The sequence below is a fragment of the Vibrio maerlii genome, assembly GCF_003415655.1.
In the GTDB taxonomy this organism is placed as follows: domain Bacteria; phylum Pseudomonadota; class Gammaproteobacteria; order Enterobacterales; family Vibrionaceae; genus Vibrio; species Vibrio maerlii.
Map to the genome: position 1 here is coordinate 112,718 of NZ_QRHC01000009.1, position 26,789 is coordinate 139,506.

The window sequence follows — 26,789 nt, forward strand, 5'->3', positions numbered from 1 at the left end:
AGTGACCCTATATAGCATGCTGAGCAGGTGGCGCTATCGTTTTCTTTTGGCGTTTCATGTCATACATAGCTTGGTCAGCTTTCGCTAATCCCACCTTTAATGTTGCCTTAGTCGCTCGAGCTTTGCCGTAACTAAACAATATGGGTTGCTCATTTAAGCATGATCTAAGTTCATCAATAAATTGAATGCAGCGACCTGGTTCCAGCACCACGACAAACTCATCGCCACCCAAACGAAAGCCTTGCTCTCTTTTGTTTAAGTTTGAATTGATGGCTTTACCAAAGCGAGAAAGAATCACATCACCATATTGATGCCCAAGAGTGTCATTGATCTCTTTAAAGCCATCTAAATCAAAGTAAACCAGTTCAAAGTTGGATAAAGAAACACGCTCCAGTTTATTGCGGTTAAACAAGCCTGTAAGTGCATCCGTTAACGAAGTATCTTCAGCTTTACGAATCATCTCTGATATCCCGAAAGCGATAAGCAACACAGAAACTTGTAGCATGCCATCTTCAAGAAGGGTATCAAGTACTTCGTAGTTATCGATGAACTCGTCAATCACTTCAATTTCTGTTACGACGTCATAAAGTTTATTGCAGATAAGAACGATAACCCCCGCAAGGAGCTTTCGGTTTTGCACGATCTTGCTTTTTGAAACTGCCATTACATAGATAATGACAAACAAAGTCATGCTTTCAAAAACGATATCTGCTGCAGAATCAACGACAACTGAACCATCGAGGACAAATGCAAGCAGTAAACAAGTCACTGTCATTAAAGTCGCGATCGGTAAATAACGATGATTCAAAGCTAAACTCCCATTAATAGTACGATGTGTTATTTAACATTACATAAACATTAGGCAAAAATAAAGCGGCATAGGCCGCTTTAAAGAAATTTATCGTATTAATGAGGGTATATTGCTCTTATTAGTTATCCACTTTTAACTTTTGGAAATACTCTTCGTAAAGCGCAGCTGCTTCACCGACTTCATCTTGCCATGAACCGCTGTCCATTACAGACTGAGGGGGGAAAACGTTTGGATCGCCAGAAAATTCTTCAGGAAGTAGCTCGTATGCCGTTTTCACTGGAGTAGGGTAACCAATTTCTAACGCGATTTTCGCTGCATTCTCTGGGCGAAGTAGGAAGTCAATCATCTTGTGCGCGGCTTCTACATTTTTTGCCTCTGCTGGGATAGCTAAGCTGTCCATCCAGAAGATCGCACCTTTTTCAGGCCAAATGATGTCGATTGAAGCACCTTCTTGACGAGCCATGTACGCTGAGCCATTCCACAGCATACCCAGTGAAACTTCACCGGCAAGGTATGGATTCGCTGGGAAATCGGAGTTGAAGACAAGAACATTAGGCATTAATTTCTTCAGCTCTTGGTACGCTTCTTCAATTTCTTTAGGGTCCGTTGTATTTGGAGAGTAGCCTAACTTAGTCAAGGCGATGTGGAATACCTCACGAGAGTCATCCATCAGCATTAGCTGACCTTCCCATTTTGAATCCCAGAGATCTCCCCAGCTCTGTACTGAAGATTTGTCTAACATGTCTACATTCATACCAATACCTGTTGCACCCCAAATGTATGGGATTGAGTATTGGTTGCTTGGGTCAAAAGACTTATCAAGATAGTTAGGGTCGAGATCAGCGAAGTGAGCGAGCTTCTCGTGGTCAATCTCTTGCAACATTCCTTCTTTACGCATCTTCGATACAAAGTAAGTTGAAGGAACAACCAGATCATAACCAGAACCTTGAGTTTTCAACTTTGCATACATGCTTTCGTTAGACTCATAGGTAGAGTAGATAACTTTAATACCCGTTTCCTTTGTGAAGTCTTCTAGCACTTCATTTGGGATGTATTCTGACCAGTTATAAAAGTAAAGTTCTTCGTTAGCAGCAAAGCTTGCAGAAGAGAAAGAAAGGGAGGTAATAACTGCAGCTGTAAAAAGTGTCTTCTTCATTCTTAATCCGTCTTACTTGATTCGGCACTTTGACCATATAGATAGCTCACACGATGCGTAAAGCATCACTGTCAAGAATCTATAAGATGAGGGTAGGCTGACCAAATATTATTAATCTATCGGTCATTAACAACAATTTAATTCTAAGTGTAAAAATGTGTGTTAGGTCGCAGTATAGCAGCTAAAACAAAAATAGGCAGCCTAAGCTACCTATTTATAAGTGGTTATATTATCAACGGATTATTGTCCAGCTTTCAGCTTCATGAAGTATTCTTCATATCTTACTGTTTTGTCGCCTACTGCTGCTTGCCATTCAACACGGTCAAGATCTTCTTGAGATGGGAACAGTGGCTCAACATCTTTAAACTTCGCGTTAGACTCAGTCACTGCCGTTAAGTACCCTGTATCGCGCGAAATCTGCTCTGCAATTTCTGGGCGAAGTAAGAAGTCGATCATCTTATGTGCTGCGTCTACATTCTTAGCGCCAGATGAGATAGCAAAGTTATCAACCCAACCGATACCGCCTTCTTTCGGGAATACCAATTTAATTGGTAGACCTTCGTTTTGCGCAGCCGCCGCTGAACCATTCCAAAGCATACCTAAGCCTACTTCACCAGACATGTACGGTGCACCTGGGTTGTCAGAGTTAAATACCAACACGTTTGGCATTAGTTTCTGCAGCTCGGCGTATGCTTCATCAATTTGTTTTTCGTCAGTAGTATTACCTGAGTAACCTAGCTTACGAAGCGCGATGTGGAACACTTCACGAGTGTCATCCATCAGCATTAACTGACCTTCTAGCTCTGGCTTCCAAAGGTCAGCCCAGCTTTGAAACTCTTCTGGATCATACATATCTGTATTTACTGCAAGACCGGTAATCGCGACAACGTGTGGAATAGAGTACTCGTTGTTTGGATCGTATGGCTTATCCAGGTAGTTTGTATCTAGATTATCAAAGTTATTTAGCTTGGTCTTATCAATCTTTTGCAGCATGCCTTCGTCACGCATCTTAGATACGAAGTAGGTAGATGGCACGACTAGGTCATAACCTTGGTTATGAGTCTTTAGTTTTGCGTAAAGTGTCTCGTTTGATTCGTAGGTAGAGTAAATGACTTTAATACCCGTTTCCTTGGTGAACTGCTCTAATAGAGAACTGTTGATGTAAGGACCCCAGTTCATAAAAACAAGTTCGTTATTTTCTTCTGCGTTTGCCGCTCCTGCGAAGAGTGACAGCGCACATGCACTACCAGCGAGTAAAGTAGCCCATTTTTTCATTGAGTTAGCTCCAAACTAAGCGTTATCTAACTTGATACTAAAGAGTTAGATAGAGTTAAACTAGACCAAGTAAAATGTGGTTCAAACTACTTGATCCCAAGGATACGTTGACTTGAGGTTATTTGATTTTTTCTTTCGCTAAAAGTTGCGAAATAACCACAAGCACGAGCGATACAATAAGCATCACCGTTGCTAGTGCATTCACCTCTGGTGATATGCCAACTTTAACCATTGAGTAAATCTTCAACGGTAAGATTTCGTATGTCGGTCCTGTCACGAATGAACTAATAATCACGTCATCCAGTGATAAGGTAAAGCTTAACAACCAACCAGCCGCAACCGCTGGTTTTGCAAGTGGCAGAATAATCTTTTTAAGGGTAGTCCACTCACTTGCACCGAGATCTTTCGCAGCCTCTAGCATCTTCACGTCAAAGCCGTTCAAGCGGCTGTACACCGTCACCACAACAAATGGTAAGCAGAAAGTGATGTGCGCGATAAGCAGAGTTAGGAAGCCTAACTGGAAGCCCATCACTAAAAATAGCGCTAGCAGTGAAATAGCCATCACGATATCTGGAGACATCATCACCACAAAAAGCATTCCATTTACCACGTTCTTGCCTTTAAACTGGTAACGGAACAATGCAACTGCCGTTAAGCTACCGATAATGGTTGCAGCTGTTGCTGAGAACACAGCAACGTTCAAAGAGTGCCACGCAGCTTGCATTAAGCTGTCATTGCTCGTTAACGCTGAATACCATTTAGTCGTGAATCCACCCCATTTCATACCAAACTTGTTAGCATTAAATGAGTTCACAATGAGTACAATGATTGGCAGATACAAGAACGCATAAACCAACGCCATAAAGCTAAACTTAGCAGTACGTCCCATTAGTCTAACTCCACTTTCTTATTCAATAACTTACCAGCTCGGTAGTATGCATAGAGCATGACTGCCATAGCAAAAGTAAGGGCAATACTGGTTGCTGCACCGAACGGCCAATCACGGGCATTGAGCACTTGGCTCTTAATCACGTTACCGATCAATAGGTTCTTCGCTCCACCAAGTAGGTCTGCAATGTAGAACATTCCTAGTGCTGGCAGTAAAACGAGCAAACAACCACCAATAATGCCAGGCATGGTAAGTGGCAGAATAACTTTAGTCAGTGTTTGCAGTTTGTTTGCACCCAAGTCTTTTGCCGCTTCTAGATAAGTATCATCCAATTTCTCGATAGCTGAGTAGAGTGGCAGAATCATAAATGGCAGCAAGATATACACTAAACCGATCATTACCGCTGTTTCGGTATACATTAATCGAATAGGCTTATCGATGATCTCTAGAGCCATCAAACCTTTATTTAAGACACCTTGTGTACCCAATACGATCTTTAGACCGTAAGTTCGAATCAAAGAGTTAGTCCAGAACGGTACTATGACCAAAAACAGCATGAATGGACGCCATTTATCGGGCATTTTCGCTACAATGTAAGCAAACGGGTAGCCAATCACTAAACACAGTAAGGTCGCAACAATCGCCATATAGAACGAATGCCACAATACCTTTATGTATAATGGGTCCATCAATCGTGCATAGTTATCGAGTGTGAATGTCATCTCGATAAGGTTTGCTTCATCTCGAGTCAGGAAGCTGGTTCCAATGATCATGACATTGGGAATCAGTACGAAAAGTACCAACCAGCCAACAATTAACGAGATGATTGCATTCTGTAAACTAAATTTACTGCTCATCTTTTAGTACCACTTCCCAGCTTTCAACCCAGGTAATAGCGACTTTCTGACCTAGTGAGTGATCAACGTCAGGATCATCTTCATTAAAGAACTCACTTACCATCACTCGCATGCCATTGTCAGTCTCAATGACTGAATCCAGCGTCATGCCTTTATATGTCCGTTCTGTTACGTGGCCAACAATGCCTTTTTCTTCGGACTCACGAATCTCTTCAATTCGCAAATCTTCAGGGCGTAGAAGCACTTGCAACTTTTCACCTTCAGCAACTGGTTTATCGTAGTAAACAACAGAGCGAACGCCTTCTATTTCTGCATAGATCCGTTTTTCGTCAATGCGAGAAAGTGCCGTCGCATGGAACACGTTAATCTCGCCAATGAAGCGCGCGACAAACAGGTTCTTCGGCTCTTCGTAAATTTCTTTTGGTGTACCATCTTGTTCAATGTTGCCGTCCTTCATCACGATGATACGGTCTGACATCGAAAGGGCTTCTTCTTGATCGTGTGTAACGAAAATGAAGGTAATGCCCAGCTTGCGCTGCAGTTGCTTGAGTTCGATCTGCATTTGCTTACGCAGTTTGTAATCCAAAGCGGAAAGTGATTCGTCTAGCAATAGAACCTTTGGCTTATTAACCACAGCACGCGCTATAGCGATACGTTGTTGCTGGCCGCCAGACAATTGATGCGGTTTACGCTGTGCCATTTGCTCGAGACGAACCATTCGTAGTGCTTCATTTACACGAGGCTCGATTTCTTGATTGGCCACTTTTTGCATACGAAGCCCAAACGCAACGTTTTCAAAAACCGTCATGTGTGGGAATAGGGCATAGCTTTGAAAAACAGTATTAACGTGACGCTGCTCAGCAGGAACTGAAGTCACGTCTTGACCGTCTAACACAATACTTCCGGCATCTGCACTTTCAAATCCGGCAATCATTCTAAGAACTGTCGTTTTACCACAACCCGACGGGCCTAATATGGTTAGGAATTCTCCATGATTGACGTTTAAGTCCAGTCCACCAATGATTTCTTTTCCGTCGAAACTCTTATTGATACCAGTTAAACGAATAACTGGATTTTCAGCATGTGTGTTAGCGTTCAATGTCTGCTTATCTCCACCTCGGCTAGGTAGTTAGCCTGTTTTATCTAGGGATTTTTGTCGGGCGCATCATAATCATCAAAAGTGTGAAATCAAAGCGTTTTTTTATCGTAAACATGAAATAAATTTCGCTGATTAATAAACTTTGTTTAACATGCACTATTAACAAAAAATTTTTATCGACAATTGGTTAAGTATCAATCAAATAACTACTATTGCAAGTGGATATGTAGGATTCAATTTTGGTAACAAATCCAATTACGTATAATGCTTAAACTTTATTACGGATCAGTTAAGCTTAGCGCCTCTATTGGCGCACGGATATTTTATGAATAAAGACTTTGAAAAAGACTTCAACTTGGGTGGAACCGTGGATCGCGCTCTATCTGGAGATTACAAACTATCTCTGGGTGCGGTTTTTCGAGAAGCATGGAGTTGTACTCTGAAAACCTTCCTTTCTTTTTCTCCTGCGATCGTTATCTTGATGATGGTACAGCTAGGGATTTTCTATCTCGCGCTTAAGCTGCAATTGGGTAATCCAGGTATCATTCTGGATGCGATTCAAAACCCAGAAACGTTCTCTCAAGGTATTGTGCAAGCTATCTTCATCGCTAACTTTAGTTATGAAGTGATCAGTGCTCCAATTTATGCGGGCGTCTGCTTGATGGCAATGAGCCATATTGCCGGGCTTTCAACGAAACCAAGGCATATTGGTAAAGGCCTGCAACATACAGTACCTGTGATCATCGCTACGCTTGCTAGCTTAGTACTTCAAGGTTTAGCAGGAATGATTCTGCCTTTCCTTTCTATGTACTTAGCGGTGGCTTTCAGCCAATCTATTTTACTTATCTGTGAGAAACGAGTTTCACCAATTAACTCGTTGATACTGTCTATTCGCGCGGTAAACAAAAAGTTATTTATCTTTTTAGGCGCGTACGGAATGGTTTCACTTATGTTCATCGTAGCCGTGATGTTCTACGGTATTGGCCTTATTTTCGTTCTACCTTTCTTCTTCCATATGAAAGGGATCCTTTACCGCGAAATGTTTGGCATCAAACTGAAAGTGATCGCTAAACAACAGCCTGATTCTGATGACGACAATAACGATCAAGGCGACGATGGCAACTCAAACTCAGGTTCACAGTACTTCGATGCTTAGTTCTTCACCATCAAAAATAAAAACGCGTTCAATGCTTGGGCGCGTTATCGGCACTTTTTCCATTTCGGCAATTGCAGTGTTTGGTTTCCTAAAATTTGAGTCTGAAGATAGAAAGCTGTTTGCCTCAGAGCAAAAAGGTCAATTGAGTACAGCGCAAGCACCTACAGAACCTGAACCGTTAGGTAGCAAGCCTGACTTTTCCGCGTTCACTGATGTAAACGAAAAGAAGCAAACCTTCTTTGAGTACCTTGGCCAAGGTGTAGCAATTGAGAATCACCGAATCGAGGGTGAACGAGCAAAGCTATTGGCAATGCAAGATGCTTTAAATACTGATGAGAGTATCAATAGTGGTCTTCAGAGCTATGCTCGTCGCCTTGGAAAGCTCTATAGCCACTCCGTTCCTGCCGATGGTGTCGATCAAGAGTGGTTGAATATTATGTTGTCACGAGTAAACGTACTGCCACAGGCATTAGTGTTAACTCAGGCTGCGAATGAATCGGCGTGGGGCACTTCACGGTTTGCGACGCAGGCCAACAATTACTTTGGTCAATGGTGCTACCAACAAGGCTGTGGGCTGGTTCCGCTACAACGTAACGAAGGAGCTTCTCACGAAGTAGCTAAGTTCGATTCGGTACAAGAGTCGATTCACCGTTACTTTATGAACGTCAATCGCAATGCCGCGTATAGAGATCTTCGAACAATACGTACTGCACTTTCAAGCAACGATAACGATTTGCTAAACCCCGAAGCTGCCATCGAGTTAGCTCAGGGGCTGCTTGCTTATTCTGAACGTGGGCAGGCTTACGTTAACGACATTCAAGCCATGATTCGCCATAACAATAAATACTGGGACAGTCTAACCCAATGAAAACAATAAAATCTGTACTTGCCGCTAGCCTTATTTTTGGTGCGGCTGCATTACCTGTATCAGCACAGGAATACATGTTCACCTATTCAAAGTTCTACTCACAGCTTAAGAACAACGCCAAAGAAGGACACGATGATGTCAAAATCGGCTTCTTCTTTGTAGATTCAGAGCTCAAGCAACCATGTAATATTGAGAAAGCGTGGATGGAGAAAGAAGAGCATTATGAAGAGTTTGTGATTCCAAGTAATAATGAACTGCCATTTCCTCTCGATAACAACTTAAAGTCGGCGAACCCTTTAGTGTTTGTTCATACGCCAGCAGACCAACAGTGTGATTATTCAATGGTTGTGATGACTAAAGAGCCGCTATCTGAGAAGGTGTCTTACCAACAAGTTGAAGCCTTAATTCCCCAAATGCAGACAATGTTAAACGACCTGGGTGGCATGTTTGCTAGTTGGTTCACTCCTGATATAGAAGGCCTGACGCTAGAGTTCCCCAATCAATTGAATGGAAGAATTGTAATATCGGACGGTTCTGTTATTGAAGTGGAACAAGGTAAAGCCGCATTGTTATTATCGCAAATTCCACAAGATGGATACATCCGACTTCCAGCAGAGACACAGCGCGTAATGCCTTTTATACCGCAGAAAAACTGATTCAAGGCGGAATTAAAAAAGGACCGTTCAACGGTCCTTTTTTATATCGAAATCTTGTACTAGATGTTAGTTACATCCAACTGCAGTTTTGGATCAAACTCGGTCACGATATCTTCATCTTCAAGCTGCACTGGTGCAAACTCTTCTTTATCGAAACCAGTATCACCACCATTGATTACGCCAGAGTTACTATCGATTGATTTGAAATCAAAGAGATCGTAATCCGCTAGGTGACTAGGCACCACGTTTTGCATCGCACGGAACATAGTCTCGATGCGACCTGGGAAGCGTTTGTCCCAATCATTCAGCATTTGCTTAATGTTCTGACGCTGTAGGTTAGGCTGAGAACCACATAGGTTACACGGGATGATAGGGTATTCACGAGCTTCTGCGTACTTGATGATGTCTTTCTCACGGCAGTATGCGAGAGGTCGAATAACAACGTGTTCACCGTTGTCCGATACTAACTTAGGTGGCATTGCTTTCATCTTACCGCCGTGGAACATGTTCAAGAACAGTGTTTCGATGATGTCATCACGATGGTGGCCTAGAGCAATCTTAGTCGCACCTAGCTCTTTTGCCGTCTTGTACAGAATACCGCGACGTAGACGAGAACATAACGAACATGTTGTCTTCCCTTCAGGGATCTTGTCTTGAACGATTGAGTAAGTATCTTCTTCAACAATCTTATATTCTACACCTAAGCTTTCTAGGTACTCTGGAAGAATATGGCCAGGGAAACCTGGTTGTTTCTGGTCTAGGTTAACAGCAACCAGCGAGAATGATATTGGCGCGCTTTTCTGCAAGCTCATAAGAATATCCAACATGGTAAAGCTATCTTTACCACCGCTTAAACAAACCATAATGCGATCGCCGTCTTCAATCATGTTGAAGTCTGCAATGGCTTGACCGGTATTACGACGAATACGCTTTTGTAGTTTGTTAAGGTTGTATTGTTGCGCTTTAGTACGCTCTTGAACTTGCTCAGTCATTATCAATTAACTCGGGTTATCTGCTGTCACCTGAAAAGAACGGGTATAATACTGATAAATGCACAAGATGCTAGCGCTATATAGAAAAATCCCCAATCGGTAGGATTGGGGATTTACTGTCTCTATGCCTAGGTAGCATGAGTAGGGTCGAGTGGACTGATATAACCAGCAGGCTTTAGGGCAAGAACATCGCAATCAATTTTATCGATTACATGTTCTGCAGTATTACCAATAAACACTGCCGATAAGCCAGTGCGTCCAGTAGTACCCAGAATGACCATTGCAGCATTCAACTTATCGACAGATTCAGGAATAATGTCCTCTGGTAAACCTTGTTCCACGATAGTTTGGTCTTCGCTAAATCCATGTTTCTGGCGCAGAGACTTCATTGCAGTGAGATGGTGGCCACGTACAGCATCGGTATACGTAGCGGGGTCAAACTCAGGTAACTCAATAGTGATATTTGCCGGTGTTACTGGGTAGGCGTTAACAAGGTAAGGCTTGGCGTCTAAACGTCCACATAGGTTTTTCAATTGCTCGATCATCTTGTCGTTTAACTCAAGATGCGTTGGATTCTCTGAGCCGACATGAACAGAAGCCATGATACTTGGGTCCTTCGGCCAATCAGAGTTTTTGAGCAATAGGACCGGGCAAGGGCACTTACGCAGTAGATGCCAATCAGTAGGTGTGAAGATAACAGATTCAAGTACATCGTGTTTGCGAGTTCCTTTCACTACGATGTCATGACTACCTGCAAATACTTCAGCAATGATCGCTTCATATGGGCGATTATGCCACACCACTTTCACTTCGATTGTCACATTATCAAGCTGATAGGGTTCAGCGACTTTCTTCATCCACAGTTCGCGTTGATGGATCACACCTTTACGCATTGCATCGCGCTCGGTGACAGACAACATAGAAGTCATGTCGTAGGAGAAGTCATAAATTGCGACAAAGAAGGTGATAGTACATGGTGATTTGCTTTTACTGCCAAACTGCGCAGCACGGGCAAGGGCGGGTTGCTCGTCTTGATTGAGGTCAGCGACGACCAGGATATTGTTATAGATACTCATAAGCTTCCTTTCGATTTCCTCGCAATACCAATGGCTTATATTAAATGTAGCTTAATTCGATTGAACTAGGGAAACTGAATATCAATTATTTGACGGGCATAAAAAAAGACCTCACAGGGAGGTCTTCTTGAAATCGTGCTAGCTACTAGCTTTGTGCTGGCTCTTTAGAAACACCAGCGAGTTCCATAAGCGCGTCATGGTCAATGATCGTAATGTACTTACCTTTAACACTCAGGATATCTGACTTTTGGAAACGGCCAAGTAGGCGACTGATGGTTTCAACCGTTAGGCCGAGGTAGTTACCAATATCACCACGAGTCATCGTTAAACGGAATTCACGAGGGCTGAAGCCACGCTGTGAGAAACGAGTTGAAAGGTTGTACAAGAATGCTGCTAGACGCTCTTCTGCGTTCTTCTTTGACAATAGAAGAATCATTTCTTGATCGCCTTTGATTTCGTTACTCATTAGACGCATGATTTGTTGTCTAAGCTTAGGCATTTTTCCCGAAAGGTCATCTAGAATGTCATAAGGGATCTCACAAACCATCGATGTTTCAAGTGCTTGTGCAAAGCTTGGGTGTGCATCGCCCGTAATCGCATCAAAACCTACAAGATCGCCTGCTAGGTGGAATGCAGTGATCTGCTCATCACCTTGCTCTGTAATTGTGTAGCTTTTAATAGTGCCTGAACGAATCGCGTACAAAGACTTCAGTTCATCACCTGCTTTGAATAGCTCTTGGCCTTTTTGGATCGGCTTTTTACGCTCGATGATCTCATCAAGCTGATCAAGTTCAGATTCATTTAGAGTGAACGGAATACATAGCTGACTGATACTACAATCCTGACAATGAATTGCACAGCCGCCAGATTGAATTCTCTTTGTTGCAGGTTTTTCAGAAATCATAACTTCGTTTCGCAAATTGACATACATCAATATTTTAACACCGGTTTACCCAAATGGGTAGCCTATTTAAGCTTGTTCTAAATCAAATGGCGTACTTCGCTCTTTAGAGAACAGCATGCTTGAGTGAGTACAATCCATAGAGCAAAATCGATATTGCGGCGACTTGACGGAAAATCAAGTTATTCTGAAAAGTTTTCAATCGATGTGCACCTTGGCCGATTAAAATCATTGACGGTAGGGTACCAAGACCGAAACAGAGCATGATCAATGCGCCGTTTAATGCGCTACCAGATACAGCAGACCACGACAACATTGAGTAAACCAGACCACAGGGTAACCATCCCCAGATAAGCCCAACTACATAACCACGTTGAAACGAATAAATAGGTAACAACTTATGAGTTAATGGAGAGATGAATCTCCAAAGATGTTTACCAACCGCTTCTACCTTCAATAAGCCGTTCCACCAACGACCAATATAAAGTGCAATCGCAATCAGAAACAAAGCAGCAATAACTCGTAATGCATTGAGGACTTGTGTCGCTCCACTAAGTGAAACTAAGGTTGCAAACGCACCACCTACTAATGCACCAACGACCATGTAGCTAGTCAGGCGGCCAAAGTTATAGGCAATAGTAATAGGGAGTTGATGTTGCGTTCGGTTGTTCATCGCAATAAGTGAAGAGATACCGCCGCACATTCCTAAGCAATGACCAGCACCAAGTACACCGATCACTAAGGCTCCGAGCCAATCGATGTTCATTACTTATCGCTGCTGTTTGGTTTGTCATCTTCATCGAACAAGATGTTCTGACCTTGACGTTCAAGGTCTTCAAATTGTTCACTCTTTACTGCCCAAAGGAAAATGGCAACCGCGACACACACCAGCATAATCGCGATAGGGATGAGGATGTATAAACTTTCCATAGCTATTTATTCTCTTTAAGTAAACGAAGAGAGTTGGAGACAACAATAATCGAGCTTGCAGACATGCCAACAACAGCGATGTAAGGTGCAACTAAACCCATACAAGCCAATGGCAGGATGAGAAGATTATATCCCAAAGACCAAGACAAGTTTTCGCGAATTATCTTACGAGTTCTTACTGCTAATTTACGGGCATTAAGAATTCTATCTAAACGGTCTGCAAGCAACACCATATCGGCAGATGATTTTGCTACATCGGTGCCACTGCCCATCGCCACGCTCAAATGTGCACCAGCTAACGTTGGAGCATCGTTGATACCGTCACCAATCATTAGAGTTATTTGCGAATCATCCAATGTGTTTAGGAACTCAAGCTTATCTGCTGGCTGTGCTGAGGCAACAACATTTGTGATTCCCACTTCTTGAGCGACCGGACGCGCATTGTTTTCTGAGTCACCAGTGAGAAGGGTGACTTCAATGCCTTGCTCTTTGATTGATTGGATAAACTGCTTACTGTGTTCACGCAATGGGTCATGGTATTTAAATACGGCAACAAGTTCATTATCAAGAGAAAGATAGATTTGATGTGAGCCTTGTTCTTGTTGGCCTAAGACGAAGTTAGCGCTGCCGATACGTACAGCTTTACTATTCCAAGAACCTTCAAGACCGCTACCGATATTGTTGGTTACTTGCTCAACAGTAATCTCTTCTGAAACATGAGGGCGAAATGCACGGGCGATAGGGTGATTAGCATGAGATTCAATACTGGCTGCAAGCGCAAGTACTTGTTGATCTGAATAACCTTGGAATGTTTCGACAGATTGAATCTGAATATCACCTTCTGTCAATGTACCCGTTTTATCGATGACTAGGTGATTCACCTTGCATAAAGTCTCGAATACATGACCTTTACGCAACAAAATACCCATCGTGCCCATTCTAGAAGTGGCGCACGTTAACGCTGTAGGAGTGGCTAAAGAAAGTGCGCAAGGGCATGTTGCAACCAAAACTGCAAGCATGATCCAGAACGCATCGTCAGGCTCGTGTTGATTCCAATAAAACCAAGTTCCCGCGGCAATTACGAGTAATACCGCAACAAAGTAGCGGGCGACTACATCGGCTAATTCAGCAATCTTTGGTTTGGAAAGCTGTGCTTCATCTTGTAGGCGAACGATGCTTGATAGCATGGAATCGGCTTTGGTCGATGTTACTTCAAGATCGAAGGATTCGTCACCATTAGTGGTTCCAGCATAAACTTTATCCCCAATAGCTTTAACAACATGCACAGACTCACCTGTCAGCATGGATTCATCAACATGGATGCGCTTTTGCAGTACAACGCCATCTGCTGGGATATGCTCTCCAGGTAAAACACGAATGCGCTCGCCGATTTTTAAGGATTTGACTGGCTTTTGCTTGCCGTCAATCGTCGTAGCAATTGCGGGAATGAGCTTCAATAAGTTACCACTTGCCGCTGCAGCTTTACGGCGAGCACGCATCTCGAGGAATCGCCCAAGCAGCAAGAAGAAGGTAAACATTGAGATCGATTCAAAGAATACTTCACCTTGCTCGGTAACCGTTGCATAAAGACTTGCCACGTAGGCAAATATCAACGCAATTGAGACTGGAACATCCATACCCAAAGAGAAGCTCTTCAAACTCCTCCACGCGTTAAAATAAAATGGGAGAGCAGAGTAGAGCAGCACTGGCGTTGCGAAGATCAGGCTAACCCAGCGGAAGTAGTTTTTAAATTCTGGTTCAAGATCTCCAAATACCTCAAGATAGAGTGCAACCGCCAGCATCATAACTTGCATGGTTGCCAATCCTGCAATACCTAACCGGTAGAGATACTGTTTCATCGACTTATGATAAATCGCTTCTTGAGTATCTGCTTCAAAGGGTGCGGCTTTATACCCAAGCTGATGGATCTTTGCTAACAACTCACTCAAACGAGTTTGTTCTTTATCCCATCGCAACTGGGCGCGATTGGTTGTCGTGTTAACGCGAATAGAGTGAACACCAGGCTTAGTACTTAGCTGTTTCTCGATAAGCCAGGCACAAGCAGCACAAGAAATGTTCTCCAGCGACAGTGTCACTTCTGATAACTGGTCAGTCTGCCTGACGAAATCCGATTGAATCTCTTCGTTATCATAATGAATCAACGACTGAAGTTGCTCTGGGACGAGATCAACGCGTTCAGCTGACGCGGTGCGATATTGATAATAGGACTCTAGGCCACTGTCCATGATCGTTTGTGCCACCATTTCGCAACCAGGGCAGCACATTTCACGAGTTTCACCAAGAATATCAACTTTAAAATCAGTGTTTACTGGTACATCTTCACCGCAGTGATAACACTCTAAGCTCATAATTAATAGTTCATAAGTGGAGTAGCAAATTCTGTTGGGAAGGTAACACGACCTTGTACCAACCATTCCTTGTTATGTGGCTCCAGTTCAACGAACCAAGGGCCTTCGATTGCTGATTCTAACGTTAGACGGTAATTACCTTTAGCATCTGCTGTAATCAGTTGAGAGAAGTCTCTGTTAGCTAATGTGCGATGGGTGAAGGTCGCACTTAAGGCCGGGAAATGTGCTAGCTCGCCCTTGTCGAACGCAATAGTAATAACGTTACTGTCCGCAAACACCTCTGCATTAAGGTTGTTCTCTTTGGCGATATTTACCTTAGATATATCAACATTAATGCCTTTACCTTTTTTATAGTAATCCTCAGCTACAAGCGATACTGAGTTTTGTGAAAATAGGAACACTGTATAGAGCGTACCAATAACCACAGTCATAGGAAGTGCGATCAGAAACCACGGCCAAAACTGCTTATACCAAGGCTTTACCATAAAAAAGTTCTCTAAGAAAAAAGATAAGGGATTAAATATTAAGGAAAAGACAGCCCCTTGGGTAGGGGCTGTTATTGAAATGTTACTTATTATCAGAGTTGCTTAGACTCCAAACATAAGCAGAAACGAGTTGAACTTTGTCTTCGCCTAGAATGTCTTTCCAAGCCGGCATTACACCAGAACGACCGTTCATTACTGTTTCAGTAACATCTGCGCGAGAATCGCCAAACAGCCATACTCGGTCTGTTAGGTCAGGAGCACCAACTGCAGGGTTACCTTTACCATCCGTACCGTGACATGCTGCACACACAACAAAGCGAGCTTTACCGGCTTCGGCTTCACGTGCATTCACACTTCGGCCAGATAGGCTTAGTGTGTAGCTTACAACTTCACGAACACCGTCTTCACCCAGCGCATCTTTCCAACCTGGCATTTGGCCAATTCGACCTTCCATAATGGTTCTCACGATTGCTTCAGGCTCTCCGCCGTATAGCCATGCATCATCAGTTAGGTTAGGGAAACCCTTCTGACCACGAGCATCGGAGCCGTGACATTGTGAACAGTTCTGAAGGAACAGACGTTGACCAACTTTGATTGCTTCCTCGTCTTCCGCAATTTCAGGAATTGGACGTAGGCTACCATCTTTGTATGCTAAGCGCTGAAACGCTTCTCCAAAGTACGCATCAGCGTCATCCAGTTCTTTCGCATATTGGTCAAGTTGTTTCTTTTGCTGTGAAGCTTCAATAGATGCTTTCGACTCAGCTACAGTGCGCACTGTTTGGTCAGAGCTTTGCCAGCCTAGTAAACCTTTATAGTTACCTAGACCAGGGTAAAGCGCCAAATAGATAGCAGCGAAGATGAACGTACCAACGAAAAGGTAAGTCCACCATTTAGGTAGAGGGTTGTTTAATTCACGAATACCATCGTACTCATGACCCATGTCTGCACCTTCCTCGACGCCCATTTTATCTTTGGCACACCAAGTTAGAATTACAGCACAGCCCACAAGCGTACCGACAGTAATCACGATTATCCAGAGACTCCAGAATGTAGTCATTACTTAGTCACTCCTTGTTCTTTAGAGTCAGGCTGTGGCTCATCAGCGAAGACAAGGTTTGCTGCCTCATCGAAGCGTGCCTTACGTTTTTTACCGTAAGCCCACCATACAATGCCAATAAAGCTTACGAATAGCACGATAGTCCAAATACTATGAATTGTACCGATATCCATAATCCACTCCTTACTTCATTGCATGACCAAGAGATTGTAGATAAGCAATGATGGCATCCATCTCTGTTTTACCTTCAACTTCTTTAGTTGCACCCGCAATTTGTTCATCTGTGTATGGCACACCGAACTGATTGCGGAAAATTTCAAGTTTCTTCTGTGTTAGTTTGCCATCAAGCTGATTTTTTTCTAACCAAGGGAAACCAGGCATGTTTGATTCAGGAACCAATTCACGTGGGTCGATAAGGTGAACGCGGTGCCACTCATCAGAGTAACGACCACCAACACGAGCTAGATCCGGACCGGTACGCTTAGAGCCCCATAGGAATGGGTGCTCCCAAACGCTTTCACCAGCAACAGAATAGTGACCGTAGCGCTCAGTTTCAGAACGGAACGGGCGAATCATCTGACTGTGACAAACGTTACAACCTTCACGGATGTAGATATCACGACCTTCCATTTCAAGCGGAGAGTAAACACGTAGATTCTCTACCGGTTCTGTCGTCTGCTTTTGGAAGATAAGTGGTGTGATTTCTACAAGTGCACCAAGACTGATTGCAAAAACAATCAGGATTGCCAACAAACCAACATTACGTTCGACGATTTCATGGCGATTATTCGAATTAGAGCTCATTCTTAAACCTCCTTATGCCGGCTGTGGGATAGCTTTAAGGCTATCTTTTGGTGCTGTTACAGTCTTGTACGTGTTGTATGCCATGAAGAACATACCCGCTAGGAAGATGAAACCACCTAGGAAACGAACAAAGTAGAATGGGTAAGACGCTTGTACAGACTCTACGAAGCTATAAGTCAATGTACCGTCAGAGTTAACTGCGCGCCACATCAGGCCTTGCATTACACCAGAAATCCACATCGCCACGATGTAAAGAACCGTACCGATAGTTGCTAACCAGAAGTGAACATTGATTAGGCTAACTGAGTACATGCGCTCTTGACCAAATAAACGAGGGACTAGGTGGTAAACAGAACCGATAGAAACCATAGCAACCCAACCTAAGGCACCAGAGTGAACGTGACCAACAGTCCAGTCAGTGTAGTGAGATAGGGCGTTTACCGTCTTAATTGACATCATAGGGCCTTCGAACGTAGACATACCGTAGAACGATAGAGATACGATCAAGAAGCGAAGGATAGGGTCGTAACGTAGTTTATGCCATGCACCTGAAAGCGTCATAATACCGTTAATCATACCACCCCAAGATGGAGCAAACAGTACCAGAGACATCACCATACCTAGAGACTGAGTCCAGTCAGGTAGAGCAGTGTAGTGCAAGTGGTGAGGACCCGCCCAGATGTAAAGAGATACTAGAGCCCAGAAGTGGACAATAGATAAACGGTAAGAGTAAACCGGGCGTTCAGCTTGCTTTGGTACGAAGTAGTACATCATACCTAGGAAACCCGCTGTCAGTAGGAAACCTACTGCGTTGTGACCGTACCACCATTGAACCATTGCATCGACAGCACCAGAGTAGATCGAATAAGACTTACCAAGAGATACTGGCACAGCCATGCTGTTCACGATATGTAGAACCGCAACTGTGATGATGAAGGCACCGAAGAACCAGTTAGCCACATAGATGTGCGACGTTTTACGCTTAATTAGCGTCCCGAAGAACACCACTGCGTAAGATACCCAAACTAGGGCAATCGCAATATCAATAGGCCATTCTAGTTCAGCGTACTCTTTACCTGAGGTCATACCCAAAGGCAGAGTTATCGCTGCGGCTAAAATAATTGCTTGCCAACCCCAAAAGGTGAAGGCAACGAGAGGGCCACCAAATAGACGTGTTTGACAGGTGCGCTGCACAACATAATAAGATGTTGCAAATAGTGCACTTGTACCAAACGCAAAAATTACCGCATTAGTATGCAGGGGACGTAATCGACTATACGTCAGCCACGGCGTATCAAAGTTTAGCTGTGGCCAAACTAATTGAGCGGCGATCAAAACACCAACAGCCATACCGACAATACCCCAAAGTATGGTAACTAAGGTGAACTGACGAACGACTGTATAGTTGTAGTTTTGTTCAAGCTGCTTTTCTTGGCTCATTTGCATGCTTCCAATTTCTAATTAACTACACTTTACTTCCTAATAACGACTCACGTCGTTAATGCCACCCAACCCTGATAAGATCCCAGATTTTTCAAACTGTTAAATCCTAAGAAGGTTTTAAAAGAAAAAGTGGCATTTTCATGCGACACTATACGTGAATTAACAAATCAATGACAGGCTAGTAACCTTACACATGCTCTGGAAATAGACTTTTATTTCAAAATTTTGAAGTTTGTTACATAGGAAAATAGGCAGAATGGCAGCACAAAAACTTACTCGCGGGCGAATCGTTCAAATATGCATCACAATGGCAGTGTTAATTGCTGCTTTTGTCTTGAGAACAATAGAGTACCGAGATGTTCAACAGGTAAGTTGTAACCATAATCAAACATGTAAACTCATTTATGGTGGGAATAATATTGAGCTTTCGTTAAACTCAATCGATTTACAGGTTACAAGTGATAAAAGTGCAACTTTTTCAGTTTATGTTAATGAGCAAAAGCATACGTTAACAGACGGCAAGCTATCGTTAGAGACAACAAGCCGTAACATTGTATTAAACGACCAATCACTTAATTTCGATATTAACGTGGTGTTTTCTGCACAATAACTAAAAGAAGAAGAGTTGAATTAGATAGAAAAGACAGCTAGTCGATCATATTCTGTGAAACAAGAATATGTAGATTAGCTATTTTATGGTAAATAGCGCTTATGTTAAAAAGAGACGAGTTTATATGGGAATAGTGGATGAGAAGCAATGAAATACACGTACATCCACAGTTAATTTAACATAATATACATAATGCGCAGTTAATGGTGCTTTCTGATTAGGTGTAAATCTTGCCGAAAACCAACGAAACCCCACCTTAATTCATCCCAATGAATTTCTTTACTCTGCGCACACGAAAAATGGCGACTCTAAATACATCAATCGCCACTGTTTCTTTAAAGGTTAAGTGATGAGTTCTACTCGTCCACGGTTCTGTGAAGACAAATTTCTTAAAACATCCATTGGCATTTGCACGTGTGCAAATAAATATGGTTTGTGTTTATCAATAAATGCTTTGCTTCGATCCAGAGTATCAAACATGGAATATGCAGTTGCTTGACCCAGCGCCTTGCCAAACTCGCAACGTTCTATGATCGGTTTTTCATCTAGGTGCTCTATCAAAGCCTCTTTAATTTGATTGTTATGATGATTCCACTCAATGTGATCAACGATTTTTCGAGTCAAAAATCCCTCGAGTTTCTCGATTAAACCAGGCAACATTTTTACGTCTGGTTTAATGTCAGCACAGGTGTAATATTCTTCATGTTTTCCTTGATCTCTATAGCGCTGCATCTGGCTTACTAAGCTATCTTCAAACATCTGAGGAAAACGATTCACGATGACAAACTTACTTAACGAACGTAAGACCCCCATAAGGATGCCTTGCTCAGGGTTCTTTGCATCTATCTGCTGCAGTCTTAATCGACTAACATTGGCAGTAATTATCATATCTTGCCATAGTTTAGGTGCTATAGATTTTGTGACGTCGTCACTCCACCTAAGCAAGGGCTTAGCCATGAGTATAGGGAATAACAAACGGCTGTTATCAATTCCTAGGCGGCCTATTGCTACTTTGGCGTCATCCAATGTGCGCTCTGCCTTCCCTAGCCTTAAACTAAATAATGGGTTATTGACAAGGTCTAGGACGTTAGCTCGGAGTTGTGAATCATTAGTGATCAGGTTTTCTAACTGAGAGAAAACTAAAGATGGTGAATACGCGGTAGCTAGAAAGTGGTTAAAATCAGGGAATCGATGAAAGAATGTATCAACAGATTCACGTTTGAAACTTGAGCTCATTGCGTCACTCAAGTGTTTAGCGACGTCCTTTAATACCGTTTTCTGAAGTTCAACCTTTGCCTTGTATTCCTTGCGTTTATCGTAGACACGTTCAGCCTCACATTCTAAAAGTAGACGCTGATTGTCGGAGATGCGTTCTTCTTCCTTAATAATGACACTGTCACAAAACTCGCTTTGACGACTGAATATCGTATCTACATCATTCTGGTCTAAGTGATATTTCTGATTGATGATCCATTTTGAATGACGTTGCAGCGTAAAGTTATAAACTTTTAATGCTGAATCTTTGGCTTCTTTTGTATAGTTTTTATTGGTAATTAACACTGTGAGATAAGATTGAGTGGTCCCTGAGCTAAAAATGATAACACGCAATATGGAATAAGTGTCACACTTTGTTATGGGGAAGTGATGTGAATCCGGATCATTTTTTCTGGCACATCATAACGATACCGCTTCCCTACCTTTACAGCAGAAAGGCTTAACTTACACAGGTTTCTTTCACCGGTATAACGCGCACGTTTGATGATTGCATATTCCTCTTGATGCTCCATATGTATCATCAAATCACAATGCCCTCGCCCCTTGTATGTCTTTGTTTTCTTAATGACTTGTTTCTTTATCTTCTTTGCGACTTTGTTCCAGTCAGCATCATCCTGATGGGCATAAGATCCCATTGGAAACAATAGAATTAGAATTGAAATCATCACATACATACATCACTCCCAATCGATATTTTGGAGCATTGTAGGAGTTAGCAACTGATTTGAAATGATTAAATAGGAAACACACTATGTACTTCCTATCTATATGTAACTGAGGTAATTATCAAAGAGAAAAGTTAGGCTCTTTTACCCGATTTTTGAAAACCTTGATGAGGGAAAACATTTCGGATGCGTTGCTGCACTTTCTTTGGGATGGACTTTGAAAACTTTAACGTTGCGCCAGTTCGTCCTTTATAAATCTTAATATGGCCATCACACGGCGTTTTGTGAAAAATCTCGTCACAGTTGTGCCTAAAAGATGGTGGGAAGTGCCCTTTTGACTGGGTAATCACACCTTCCTTTATAGTGAACTTCAGCACTGGCCTATCTGCTGCAAATAACCAGACTAGAATCACTGCTGCTAGTAAAATGACATAGAGCATCCTTACCTCCTACTGGTTAGTCAGATAGCAGTTTACTTAAATCCTCTTTAAGGCTGCTTACTGTCTTACTTGCTTTCTCACTTCTTGATGCTTCGCTCAACAAATACTCGATCGCATCAGAGAGTGTGCAGTCTAGTTCATTAGCGCGTTGAGATAGCTTTTCCCAGACGCGGTAGTCGAGATCAATCGACTTTTTCTTAGTATGAACTTGCTCTGCATTATAATGACGCTTGCGCTTCGCGCGAATCGCCTGTTTTAACTTGTTGTCTAGCTCCATCGACATATGTCGATCAATCCAATCAAGCACTAAGGTCGGTTCATGTTCAATATCAACTAGCAGTTGTACAGCATGATCGGCTTCACTACGGTCTATATGGCGAGTAATCGCTTCTCCGTCTTTCCACTTTTTGATCAAGTACTGCCATTTCCAACCACACTCGAGGTTTTCAAGCTGTTGATATTTCATTATTTAGTCCTTATTGAATTCATAGTGACAGCGTAACCCAGGTCGTTACTTTTCACAATCCATTTGCGATTAAAAGTAGATTAGGGTCAATAACTCTAATGCTATATTAAAAAGTGAATTTTCTATATACTGCCTTGTCACTTTTTACCAAGAAATCGATCTAATGCAGCAAGATAACTGGCAAGCAACCTACCCTCCAATTCACCTATATCAAAATTCTATCAAGCAGTTTGACCAATTCGAACCTGTTACATTTTTTGATATGCAGCCAAGGTTAATTAATGCGTTGTCTAAGTTTATTAAGTTCAATGGCTTGACTCGCATGATGACGATAAATGCACCAGATAATTCTATCTATCGCCAGCTAGTCCAAGAAGCGTGTCTTAAGTGTGGTACTGAAGCACCCGTTCAATTAGAAAGTCTAAACTTGAACGACCTTCTTGGTGAGTATCAAGCTCAAAACGGAAAAGTGACACATGTGCGTAGGGGTTTACTCGAGTCACAACAAGGCGGATTGTTCATTGTCTCTGCAAATTCTATTCTCGCTAACCCTATTAATTGGGTTGCAGTAAAGTCCGCAATACTCGGACAATCTGTTTCCCCCGTTGCCAGTGACCCAAGAAATATTGCGATGCATATCCCCTCATATACAACGCAATGCAAAATCATCATCGTCGGAGACAGCAATCAACTTGCTGATCTTGATTACTTTGATGGTGATACCAACAGCGGTCTATGTTTGTTCACTGAGTTAGAACTTGAAATAAAGTTATCGACTGATTCAATCAATCTGTATCTCGGCTACATTAAGTGGCTATGCCGTCGTTATAGTCTTCCAAACCTCTCAGCTAGTGCCATTGAACGCCTTCTGATTGCAGGAGCACGTCAAACTGAAGATCAAAGTTTTCAACCTCTTGGGTTAGTTTGGTTTAACTTACTCCTAACTGAGGCAGCTATCGAGTCAAATGGAGAGACGCTTACAGAGGCTCATATTGATGCCGCAATCGAAGCAAAATACGAACGTGAATCCTACCTGCCCAAGCGTGCTCTTGAAGATATTCTTGAAGGCCAAGTCATCATCGAAACCAAAGGCGAACAAGTTGGCCAAGTAAACGGATTAACCGTTGTTGACGTGCCCGGCCATCCTGTCTCTTACGGCGAGCCAGCTCGTATCTCCTGTGTTATCCACTTTGGAGACGGCGACATTTCGGACGTTGAACGTAAAGCGGAGCTTGGCGGAAACTTGCACGCTAAAGGTATGATGATCATGCAAGCGTTCGTAAGTAGCGCCCTTGATCTCGATGAGCCATTACCCTACTCCGCATCCGTTGTATTTGAACAATCATACAGTGAAGTCGATGGTGACAGCGCTTCACTTGCTGAGTTGTGCTCTTTAGTGAGTGCGCTCTCGGGTTACCCTATTAATCAACAAATTGCGGTAACTGGTGCTGTTGATCAATTTGGTCGTGTACAAGCCGTTGGCGGCCTAAATGAGAAGATTGAAGGTTTCTATCAAGTTTGCCGTCACCAAGGGTTCACTGGTCAACAAGGTGTGATTTTACCTAAGACGAACCTTCAACACCTTTCGCTACATAAGGATGTTATCGCAAGTGTTAAAAAAGGCGAGTTCCATATCTGGTCTGTTGAACACGTTGATGAGGTGGTTCCTATTATTATGGGTAAACCGTTCCGTGGCGATGACGAAGAAACTGTCATAAACAAAATTGCTGAACGTATTGAGAATTTTGAAAGAATTGAACAACCTCTGAGTTTTGTGCAACGAATCAAAACCTGGTTGATAAGAGACTGATCGGACTTGTCTAGCGTACACGTGTTCACTAACATGCTCGTATCGAAAATTGGAGTAATAAATAATGCAAAACAAACGTGATTCTTACACTCGTGAAGAACTTCTAGCTTCTAGCCAAGGTGAGCTTTGGCCACAAGGCCCACAACTTCCAGCACCAAACATGCTTATGATGGATCGCATCACTAAAATGTCTGAAACGGAAGGTGATTTTGGCAAAGGCCTTATCCTAGCTGAACTCGATATTACTCCTGATCTGTGGTTCTTTGATTGTCACTTCCCTGGTGACCCTGTAATGCCTGGCTGTCTAGGCCTTGATGCAATGTGGCAACTTGTTGGGTTTTACTTAGGCTGGATTGGCGGCGAAGGTAAAGGTCGTGCGCTGGGCGTAGGTGAAGTGAAGTTTACTGGTCAAATCCTACCAACAGCTAAGAAAGTAACGTACGAGATTCATATGAAGCGTGTGGTCAACCGCAAGCTAGTAATGGGTCTAGCAGACGGCCGCGTTCTAGTTGATGGCAAAGAAATCTACGTAGCAAAAGATCTTAAAGTGGGTCTGTTCCAAGATACTTCAGCATTCTAAACTCTAGATTCTTTATTCTTGAAGCTGTACAGACTATATAATGAAGAAAGCCCTTAATACTCTATTCGAGAGCTATTAAGGGCTTTCTTGTATTCATTCCGTCGCTTCTATGCCAGTTATTTGATTAGACCTGATTGTTTGTCATCTCGCGCTTCACGCCAGCCACCTAGCCAATAAGATTTCGCATCTGTTTGCTGATATGGACATGCCTCCATCGAACGCCCGTTAACCCCGGCTTTATAGCCTTGTGATTGAGCTCGTTCAAGGCGATCACGCTTTTGTCTCTTCATAGTGTATTCCTCACACAGTATTACAGATAGATGGAGGTTTTGTGACTCCATATATAAAGATGGGCTAGATATGAGAAATGCTCAAGACAAAAAAAAGCACAGATTCAAAATTGTGAATCTGTGCTAATTTTAATCAATTAAGTTATTTTCGACGGAAACTTAAAAAGCCAAGTACAGTCAAAAGCGCGAAGCCTAAGCTGCCACCGCTTCGTTCTACTGGAGGTGTTTCAGTTGAGCGAGCCGTAATCGTAAAGTCACTTGAACCATCATCTATTTTGGGTACCAGTTTGACGGCAACGACCGTCTCATCCTGGTTGCCACCACCACAATAGGCGTTATGCGATGTAGTATCATATCCACCAGTACATTTTATCGCTGTAGCAGCAATCACTCCGTCATCGTTTATATCACTAGCTGACACAATACGATATTGATTGTTATTACTTGTAGTACTTCCATCGTTGGTAAGATCATCAAGCAACCAAGCTTGATTATTAAATATGGCCCTACGTGTTGGCTCAGTATTGTTTGCGTTCAACGGATTGATATAGCCACGAGTACGACGCTGTTTACCGTCTACCTCTCGTGAAGTCTCAGCATCAATCTGGCCAACAACTTCATTGTAGTTATTGATCGCGGCGGCAGTACCACCAGCTCCGTTAAAGAATATTCCCCCCGAGAAGAAGCTGGCTGTTTTAGAACCGCTTACATCAGCAATATAGAAGAGACGATTATTTGCTGCACCATTTTCTGGAGCATTTCCCTGGCGTTTGGCTTCACCAATAGCAACTAAATTAGCGTTTAGATCAGTAACGACAGAATTGCTATGAGTATAATCACTACTAATTTCGTTTTCAGTTCCCGAGACTCGGGTGTATGTCCAGTTACTTGCTACTGTATAGTCTTTTGCGCTTGGATCTATCGAAAAGACAGTTGCAGCGATATCATTAGTAGAACGCTGGTCTCGATACGTGTTAAAACCAACGGCATAAATTATGCCACCAACATCTTGAATGGCACGAATACTACCTTGTGCTAAACGATCATCTTCTTCTTCGCTAACATCACCATCATAACGTCCCCAATTTAAAGAAATTAAATCTCCTGAATATTGCAATGCTGCTTTAGACGAATTATACAAATATGGTTTGTCCCCATCACTCACTTTAGATGAAATCGAACCCCCAATATTTGTTCCATCATTAAACCACACCCGTGATTGCGGCTCTAAGTCAAAATCACCACCACCAAATCCAACTGCCCAGGCACCAGTATTTGAGTAGTTGCCAAATGGTGTAGAAGAAATCCCTACAAATCCATTGACTACAGTGTTAGTAGCACTAGTACCAACCTTACCATTAACATAAGCGATAGCATTTTCGTACGCAGTAAAATCCGAGTATTCTTTTGACCACGTAACATACTTGCGTTTTGCCCAATCCTCACAAGTATCGTAACCGCGCTCATTGAAGCAGTATGCTTCTAAATCATCACTATTGTTGACGTCATCTACATAAGAAAAGGATAGGTCCATTGCAAATGGAACTTCTTCTCTGTAGCTGATCGCTTCCTCAGTATTTCGAGTCTCAACTGCAATTGCATATGCGCTGCCGGTACCACAATCTGTTTCGAAACATCCTCCAGTACCAACCAAAGGAACTGGTTTCTGTATTGCAACACCGTAATTTTCAGTCGATGCGACATAATCGGCTGCATCAACTTCATGTACATCATAAATCGCAGCGTTTGCACTTGTAGCAGCAACAATACCAGCTGCCAGTAGGGTCAATTTAAAACTTGAATGACTCATGTAAATCTATATTCCTTGC

29 protein-coding genes are annotated in these 26,789 nt (G+C 42.6%); 6 read left to right on the forward strand and 23 right to left on the reverse strand.

Annotation, left to right across the window (positions count from 1 at the left end; all coding sequences use genetic code 11):
• Positions 1–7: 7 nt before the first annotated feature.
• The 6 genes from DPF91_RS15995 to potA form a co-directional block, all read right to left on the reverse strand.
• On the reverse strand, positions 8–808 hold the full coding sequence (locus DPF91_RS15995; RefSeq protein ID WP_123766767.1) for a GGDEF domain-containing protein: 801 nt from the start codon (positions 806–808) through the stop codon (positions 8–10).
• Between the two features lie 121 nt (positions 809–929).
• Positions 930–1,967 carry an extracellular solute-binding protein gene (locus DPF91_RS16000; RefSeq protein ID WP_117235449.1) on the reverse strand — a complete coding sequence of 346 codons (1,038 nt, stop codon included), beginning with the start codon at positions 1,965–1,967 and terminating at the stop codon, positions 930–932.
• A gap of 240 nt (positions 1,968–2,207) precedes the next feature.
• Positions 2,208–3,242, reverse strand: a complete 1,035-nt coding sequence (locus tag DPF91_RS16005) for an extracellular solute-binding protein (RefSeq protein WP_117235450.1) — start codon at positions 3,240–3,242, stop codon at positions 2,208–2,210.
• Between the two features lie 118 nt (positions 3,243–3,360).
• On the reverse strand, positions 3,361–4,131 hold the full coding sequence (gene potC / locus DPF91_RS16010; RefSeq protein WP_117235451.1) for a spermidine/putrescine ABC transporter permease PotC: 771 nt from the start codon (positions 4,129–4,131) through the stop codon (positions 3,361–3,363).
• A complete protein-coding gene (potB, locus tag DPF91_RS16015) occupies positions 4,131–4,988 on the reverse strand; it encodes a spermidine/putrescine ABC transporter permease PotB (RefSeq protein ID WP_117235452.1) in 858 nt (285 codons plus the stop codon). Before potB ends, potC begins: the two co-directional genes overlap by 1 nt.
• A complete protein-coding gene (gene potA / locus DPF91_RS16020) occupies positions 4,978–6,087 on the reverse strand; it encodes a spermidine/putrescine ABC transporter ATP-binding protein PotA (protein WP_117235453.1) in 1,110 nt (369 codons plus the stop codon). Before potA ends, potB begins: the two co-directional genes overlap by 11 nt.
• A 325-nt stretch (positions 6,088–6,412) precedes the next feature.
• Between potA and DPF91_RS16025 the strand changes: the two genes are divergently transcribed.
• From DPF91_RS16025 to DPF91_RS16035, 3 genes are read left to right on the forward strand one after another with little or no spacing between them, the layout of a single operon-like run.
• Complete coding sequence (locus DPF91_RS16025; protein WP_117235454.1) at positions 6,413–7,243, forward strand: DUF2189 domain-containing protein; 831 nt, start codon at positions 6,413–6,415, stop codon at positions 7,241–7,243.
• Positions 7,203–8,111, forward strand: coding sequence for a glucosaminidase domain-containing protein (locus DPF91_RS16030; RefSeq protein ID WP_241033844.1), 909 nt, complete (start codon positions 7,203–7,205; stop codon positions 8,109–8,111). Before DPF91_RS16025 ends, DPF91_RS16030 begins: the two co-directional genes overlap by 41 nt.
• Positions 8,108–8,767 carry a DUF2987 domain-containing protein gene (locus tag DPF91_RS16035; protein ID WP_117235455.1) on the forward strand — a complete coding sequence of 220 codons (660 nt, stop codon included), beginning with the start codon at positions 8,108–8,110 and terminating at the stop codon, positions 8,765–8,767. Before DPF91_RS16030 ends, DPF91_RS16035 begins: the two co-directional genes overlap by 4 nt.
• Positions 8,768–8,826: 59 nt before the next feature.
• Here the strand turns inward: DPF91_RS16035 and ttcA are convergent, their stop codons facing one another.
• The 11 genes from ttcA to ccoN all read right to left on the reverse strand — a co-directional run bounded on the left by ttcA (position 8,827) and on the right by ccoN (position 18,821).
• Positions 8,827–9,759 carry a tRNA 2-thiocytidine(32) synthetase TtcA gene (gene ttcA, locus DPF91_RS16040; RefSeq protein WP_117235456.1) on the reverse strand — a complete coding sequence of 311 codons (933 nt, stop codon included), beginning with the start codon at positions 9,757–9,759 and terminating at the stop codon, positions 8,827–8,829.
• A gap of 128 nt (positions 9,760–9,887) precedes the next feature.
• Positions 9,888–10,835 (reverse strand): universal stress protein UspE, encoded by a 948-nt coding sequence (uspE, locus tag DPF91_RS16045; protein WP_117235457.1) that lies wholly within the window; start codon positions 10,833–10,835, stop codon positions 9,888–9,890.
• Positions 10,836–10,980: 145 nt separating this feature from the next.
• Positions 10,981–11,739, reverse strand: coding sequence for an FNR family transcription factor (locus DPF91_RS16050; RefSeq protein WP_117235458.1), 759 nt, complete (start codon positions 11,737–11,739; stop codon positions 10,981–10,983).
• A gap of 103 nt (positions 11,740–11,842) precedes the next feature.
• On the reverse strand, positions 11,843–12,502 hold the full coding sequence (locus DPF91_RS16055; RefSeq protein ID WP_117235459.1) for a sulfite exporter TauE/SafE family protein: 660 nt from the start codon (positions 12,500–12,502) through the stop codon (positions 11,843–11,845).
• Positions 12,502–12,666 (reverse strand): cbb3-type cytochrome oxidase assembly protein CcoS, encoded by a 165-nt coding sequence (gene ccoS, locus DPF91_RS16060; protein ID WP_117235460.1) that lies wholly within the window; start codon positions 12,664–12,666, stop codon positions 12,502–12,504. The genes DPF91_RS16055 and ccoS overlap by 1 nt, the downstream gene beginning before the upstream one ends.
• Positions 12,667–12,668: 2 nt before the next feature.
• Positions 12,669–15,035 (reverse strand): heavy metal translocating P-type ATPase, encoded by a 2,367-nt coding sequence (locus tag DPF91_RS16065; RefSeq protein WP_117235461.1) that lies wholly within the window; start codon positions 15,033–15,035, stop codon positions 12,669–12,671.
• Between the two features lie 2 nt (positions 15,036–15,037).
• The gene (locus DPF91_RS16070; protein WP_117235462.1) at positions 15,038–15,520 is read right to left on the reverse strand and encodes a FixH family protein; all 483 of its coding nucleotides are present in this window, start codon (positions 15,518–15,520) and stop codon (positions 15,038–15,040) included.
• 82 nt (positions 15,521–15,602) lie between these two features.
• The gene (ccoP, locus tag DPF91_RS16075) at positions 15,603–16,577 is read right to left on the reverse strand and encodes a cytochrome-c oxidase, cbb3-type subunit III (protein ID WP_117235463.1); all 975 of its coding nucleotides are present in this window, start codon (positions 16,575–16,577) and stop codon (positions 15,603–15,605) included.
• The gene (locus tag DPF91_RS16080; protein WP_117235464.1) at positions 16,577–16,750 is read right to left on the reverse strand and encodes a cbb3-type cytochrome oxidase subunit 3; all 174 of its coding nucleotides are present in this window, start codon (positions 16,748–16,750) and stop codon (positions 16,577–16,579) included. Before DPF91_RS16080 ends, ccoP begins: the two co-directional genes overlap by 1 nt.
• Before the next feature lie 10 nt (positions 16,751–16,760).
• Positions 16,761–17,381 carry a cytochrome-c oxidase, cbb3-type subunit II gene (gene ccoO / locus DPF91_RS16085; protein ID WP_117235465.1) on the reverse strand — a complete coding sequence of 207 codons (621 nt, stop codon included), beginning with the start codon at positions 17,379–17,381 and terminating at the stop codon, positions 16,761–16,763.
• A 12-nt stretch (positions 17,382–17,393) separates the two neighbouring features.
• Positions 17,394–18,821 (reverse strand): cytochrome-c oxidase, cbb3-type subunit I, encoded by a 1,428-nt coding sequence (gene ccoN / locus DPF91_RS16090; protein ID WP_164684212.1) that lies wholly within the window; start codon positions 18,819–18,821, stop codon positions 17,394–17,396.
• 259 nt (positions 18,822–19,080) lie between these two features.
• Here ccoN and DPF91_RS16095 point away from each other — a divergent pair, with 259 nt between their 5' ends.
• On the forward strand, positions 19,081–19,434 hold the full coding sequence (locus DPF91_RS16095; RefSeq protein ID WP_117235467.1) for a hypothetical protein: 354 nt from the start codon (positions 19,081–19,083) through the stop codon (positions 19,432–19,434).
• A gap of 342 nt (positions 19,435–19,776) precedes the next feature.
• On the opposite strand, the gene DPF91_RS16100 is transcribed toward DPF91_RS16095, so the two are convergent.
• The 4 genes from DPF91_RS16100 to matP form a co-directional block, all read right to left on the reverse strand.
• Complete coding sequence (locus tag DPF91_RS16100) at positions 19,777–20,994, reverse strand: HDOD domain-containing protein (protein WP_117235468.1); 1,218 nt, start codon at positions 20,992–20,994, stop codon at positions 19,777–19,779.
• 71 nt (positions 20,995–21,065) lie between these two features.
• Positions 21,066–21,383 carry a hypothetical protein gene (locus DPF91_RS16105; RefSeq protein ID WP_117235469.1) on the reverse strand — a complete coding sequence of 106 codons (318 nt, stop codon included), beginning with the start codon at positions 21,381–21,383 and terminating at the stop codon, positions 21,066–21,068.
• 125 nt (positions 21,384–21,508) lie between these two features.
• Complete coding sequence (locus DPF91_RS16110) at positions 21,509–21,814, reverse strand: DUF3634 family protein (protein WP_117235470.1); 306 nt, start codon at positions 21,812–21,814, stop codon at positions 21,509–21,511.
• A 16-nt stretch (positions 21,815–21,830) separates the two neighbouring features.
• Positions 21,831–22,280 (reverse strand): macrodomain Ter protein MatP, encoded by a 450-nt coding sequence (matP, locus tag DPF91_RS16115; RefSeq protein ID WP_117235471.1) that lies wholly within the window; start codon positions 22,278–22,280, stop codon positions 21,831–21,833.
• A gap of 163 nt (positions 22,281–22,443) precedes the next feature.
• On the opposite strand from matP, the gene DPF91_RS16120 reads away from it, so the two are divergent.
• Together DPF91_RS16120 and fabA are read left to right on the forward strand one after the other, a co-directional pair.
• Positions 22,444–24,090: a S16 family serine protease gene (locus tag DPF91_RS16120; protein WP_117235472.1), complete on the forward strand. Its 1,647-nt coding sequence runs from the start codon at positions 22,444–22,446 to the stop codon at positions 24,088–24,090.
• Positions 24,091–24,154: 64 nt separating this feature from the next.
• On the forward strand, positions 24,155–24,670 hold the full coding sequence (fabA, locus tag DPF91_RS16125) for a bifunctional 3-hydroxydecanoyl-ACP dehydratase/trans-2-decenoyl-ACP isomerase (protein WP_117235473.1): 516 nt from the start codon (positions 24,155–24,157) through the stop codon (positions 24,668–24,670).
• Positions 24,671–24,786: 116 nt separating this feature from the next.
• Here fabA and rmf read toward each other — a convergent pair whose 3' ends face one another.
• The gene (gene rmf / locus DPF91_RS16130) at positions 24,787–24,960 is read right to left on the reverse strand and encodes a ribosome modulation factor (RefSeq protein WP_117235474.1); all 174 of its coding nucleotides are present in this window, start codon (positions 24,958–24,960) and stop codon (positions 24,787–24,789) included.
• Positions 24,961–25,102: 142 nt separating this feature from the next.
• On the reverse strand, positions 25,103–26,770 hold the full coding sequence (locus DPF91_RS16135) for a DUF3466 family protein (protein WP_117235475.1): 1,668 nt from the start codon (positions 26,768–26,770) through the stop codon (positions 25,103–25,105).
• Positions 26,771–26,789: the final 19 nt, after the last annotated feature.

Bases quoted from the DNA above. Each gene is read 5' to 3' on its own strand.
- DPF91_RS16000 (WP_117235449.1), bottom strand. From the start codon at position 1,967: ATGAAGAAGACACTTTTTACAGCTGCAGTTATTACCTCCCTTTCTTTC.
- DPF91_RS16005 (WP_117235450.1), bottom strand. From the start codon at position 3,242: ATGAAAAAATGGGCTACTTTACTCGCTGGTAGTGCATGTGCGCTGTCA.
- potC (WP_117235451.1), bottom strand. From the start codon at position 4,131: ATGGGACGTACTGCTAAGTTTAGCTTTATGGCGTTGGTTTATGCGTTC.
- potB (WP_117235452.1), bottom strand. From the start codon at position 4,988: ATGAGCAGTAAATTTAGTTTACAGAATGCAATCATCTCGTTAATTGTT.
- DPF91_RS16025 (WP_117235454.1), top strand. From the start codon at position 6,413: ATGAATAAAGACTTTGAAAAAGACTTCAACTTGGGTGGAACCGTGGAT.
- DPF91_RS16030 (WP_241033844.1), top strand. From the start codon at position 7,203: ATGGCAACTCAAACTCAGGTTCACAGTACTTCGATGCTTAGTTCTTCA.
- DPF91_RS16035 (WP_117235455.1), top strand. From the start codon at position 8,108: ATGAAAACAATAAAATCTGTACTTGCCGCTAGCCTTATTTTTGGTGCG.
- ttcA (WP_117235456.1), bottom strand. From the start codon at position 9,759: ATGACTGAGCAAGTTCAAGAGCGTACTAAAGCGCAACAATACAACCTT.
- uspE (WP_117235457.1), bottom strand. From the start codon at position 10,835: ATGAGTATCTATAACAATATCCTGGTCGTCGCTGACCTCAATCAAGAC.
- DPF91_RS16050 (WP_117235458.1), bottom strand. From the start codon at position 11,739: ATGATTTCTGAAAAACCTGCAACAAAGAGAATTCAATCTGGCGGCTGT.
- DPF91_RS16055 (WP_117235459.1), bottom strand. From the start codon at position 12,502: ATGAACATCGATTGGCTCGGAGCCTTAGTGATCGGTGTACTTGGTGCT.
- ccoS (WP_117235460.1), bottom strand. From the start codon at position 12,666: ATGGAAAGTTTATACATCCTCATCCCTATCGCGATTATGCTGGTGTGT.
- DPF91_RS16065 (WP_117235461.1), bottom strand. From the start codon at position 15,035: ATGAGCTTAGAGTGTTATCACTGCGGTGAAGATGTACCAGTAAACACT.
- DPF91_RS16070 (WP_117235462.1), bottom strand. From the start codon at position 15,520: ATGGTAAAGCCTTGGTATAAGCAGTTTTGGCCGTGGTTTCTGATCGCA.
- ccoP (WP_117235463.1), bottom strand. From the start codon at position 16,577: ATGACTACATTCTGGAGTCTCTGGATAATCGTGATTACTGTCGGTACG.
- DPF91_RS16080 (WP_117235464.1), bottom strand. From the start codon at position 16,750: ATGGATATCGGTACAATTCATAGTATTTGGACTATCGTGCTATTCGTA.
- ccoO (WP_117235465.1), bottom strand. From the start codon at position 17,381: ATGAGCTCTAATTCGAATAATCGCCATGAAATCGTCGAACGTAATGTT.
- ccoN (WP_164684212.1), bottom strand. From the start codon at position 18,821: ATGAGCCAAGAAAAGCAGCTTGAACAAAACTACAACTATACAGTCGTT.
- DPF91_RS16095 (WP_117235467.1), top strand. From the start codon at position 19,081: ATGGCAGCACAAAAACTTACTCGCGGGCGAATCGTTCAAATATGCATC.
- DPF91_RS16105 (WP_117235469.1), bottom strand. From the start codon at position 21,383: ATGTATGTGATGATTTCAATTCTAATTCTATTGTTTCCAATGGGATCT.
- DPF91_RS16110 (WP_117235470.1), bottom strand. From the start codon at position 21,814: ATGCTCTATGTCATTTTACTAGCAGCAGTGATTCTAGTCTGGTTATTT.
- matP (WP_117235471.1), bottom strand. From the start codon at position 22,280: ATGAAATATCAACAGCTTGAAAACCTCGAGTGTGGTTGGAAATGGCAG.
- DPF91_RS16120 (WP_117235472.1), top strand. From the start codon at position 22,444: ATGCAGCAAGATAACTGGCAAGCAACCTACCCTCCAATTCACCTATAT.
- fabA (WP_117235473.1), top strand. From the start codon at position 24,155: ATGCAAAACAAACGTGATTCTTACACTCGTGAAGAACTTCTAGCTTCT.
- rmf (WP_117235474.1), bottom strand. From the start codon at position 24,960: ATGAAGAGACAAAAGCGTGATCGCCTTGAACGAGCTCAATCACAAGGC.
- DPF91_RS16135 (WP_117235475.1), bottom strand. From the start codon at position 26,770: ATGAGTCATTCAAGTTTTAAATTGACCCTACTGGCAGCTGGTATTGTT.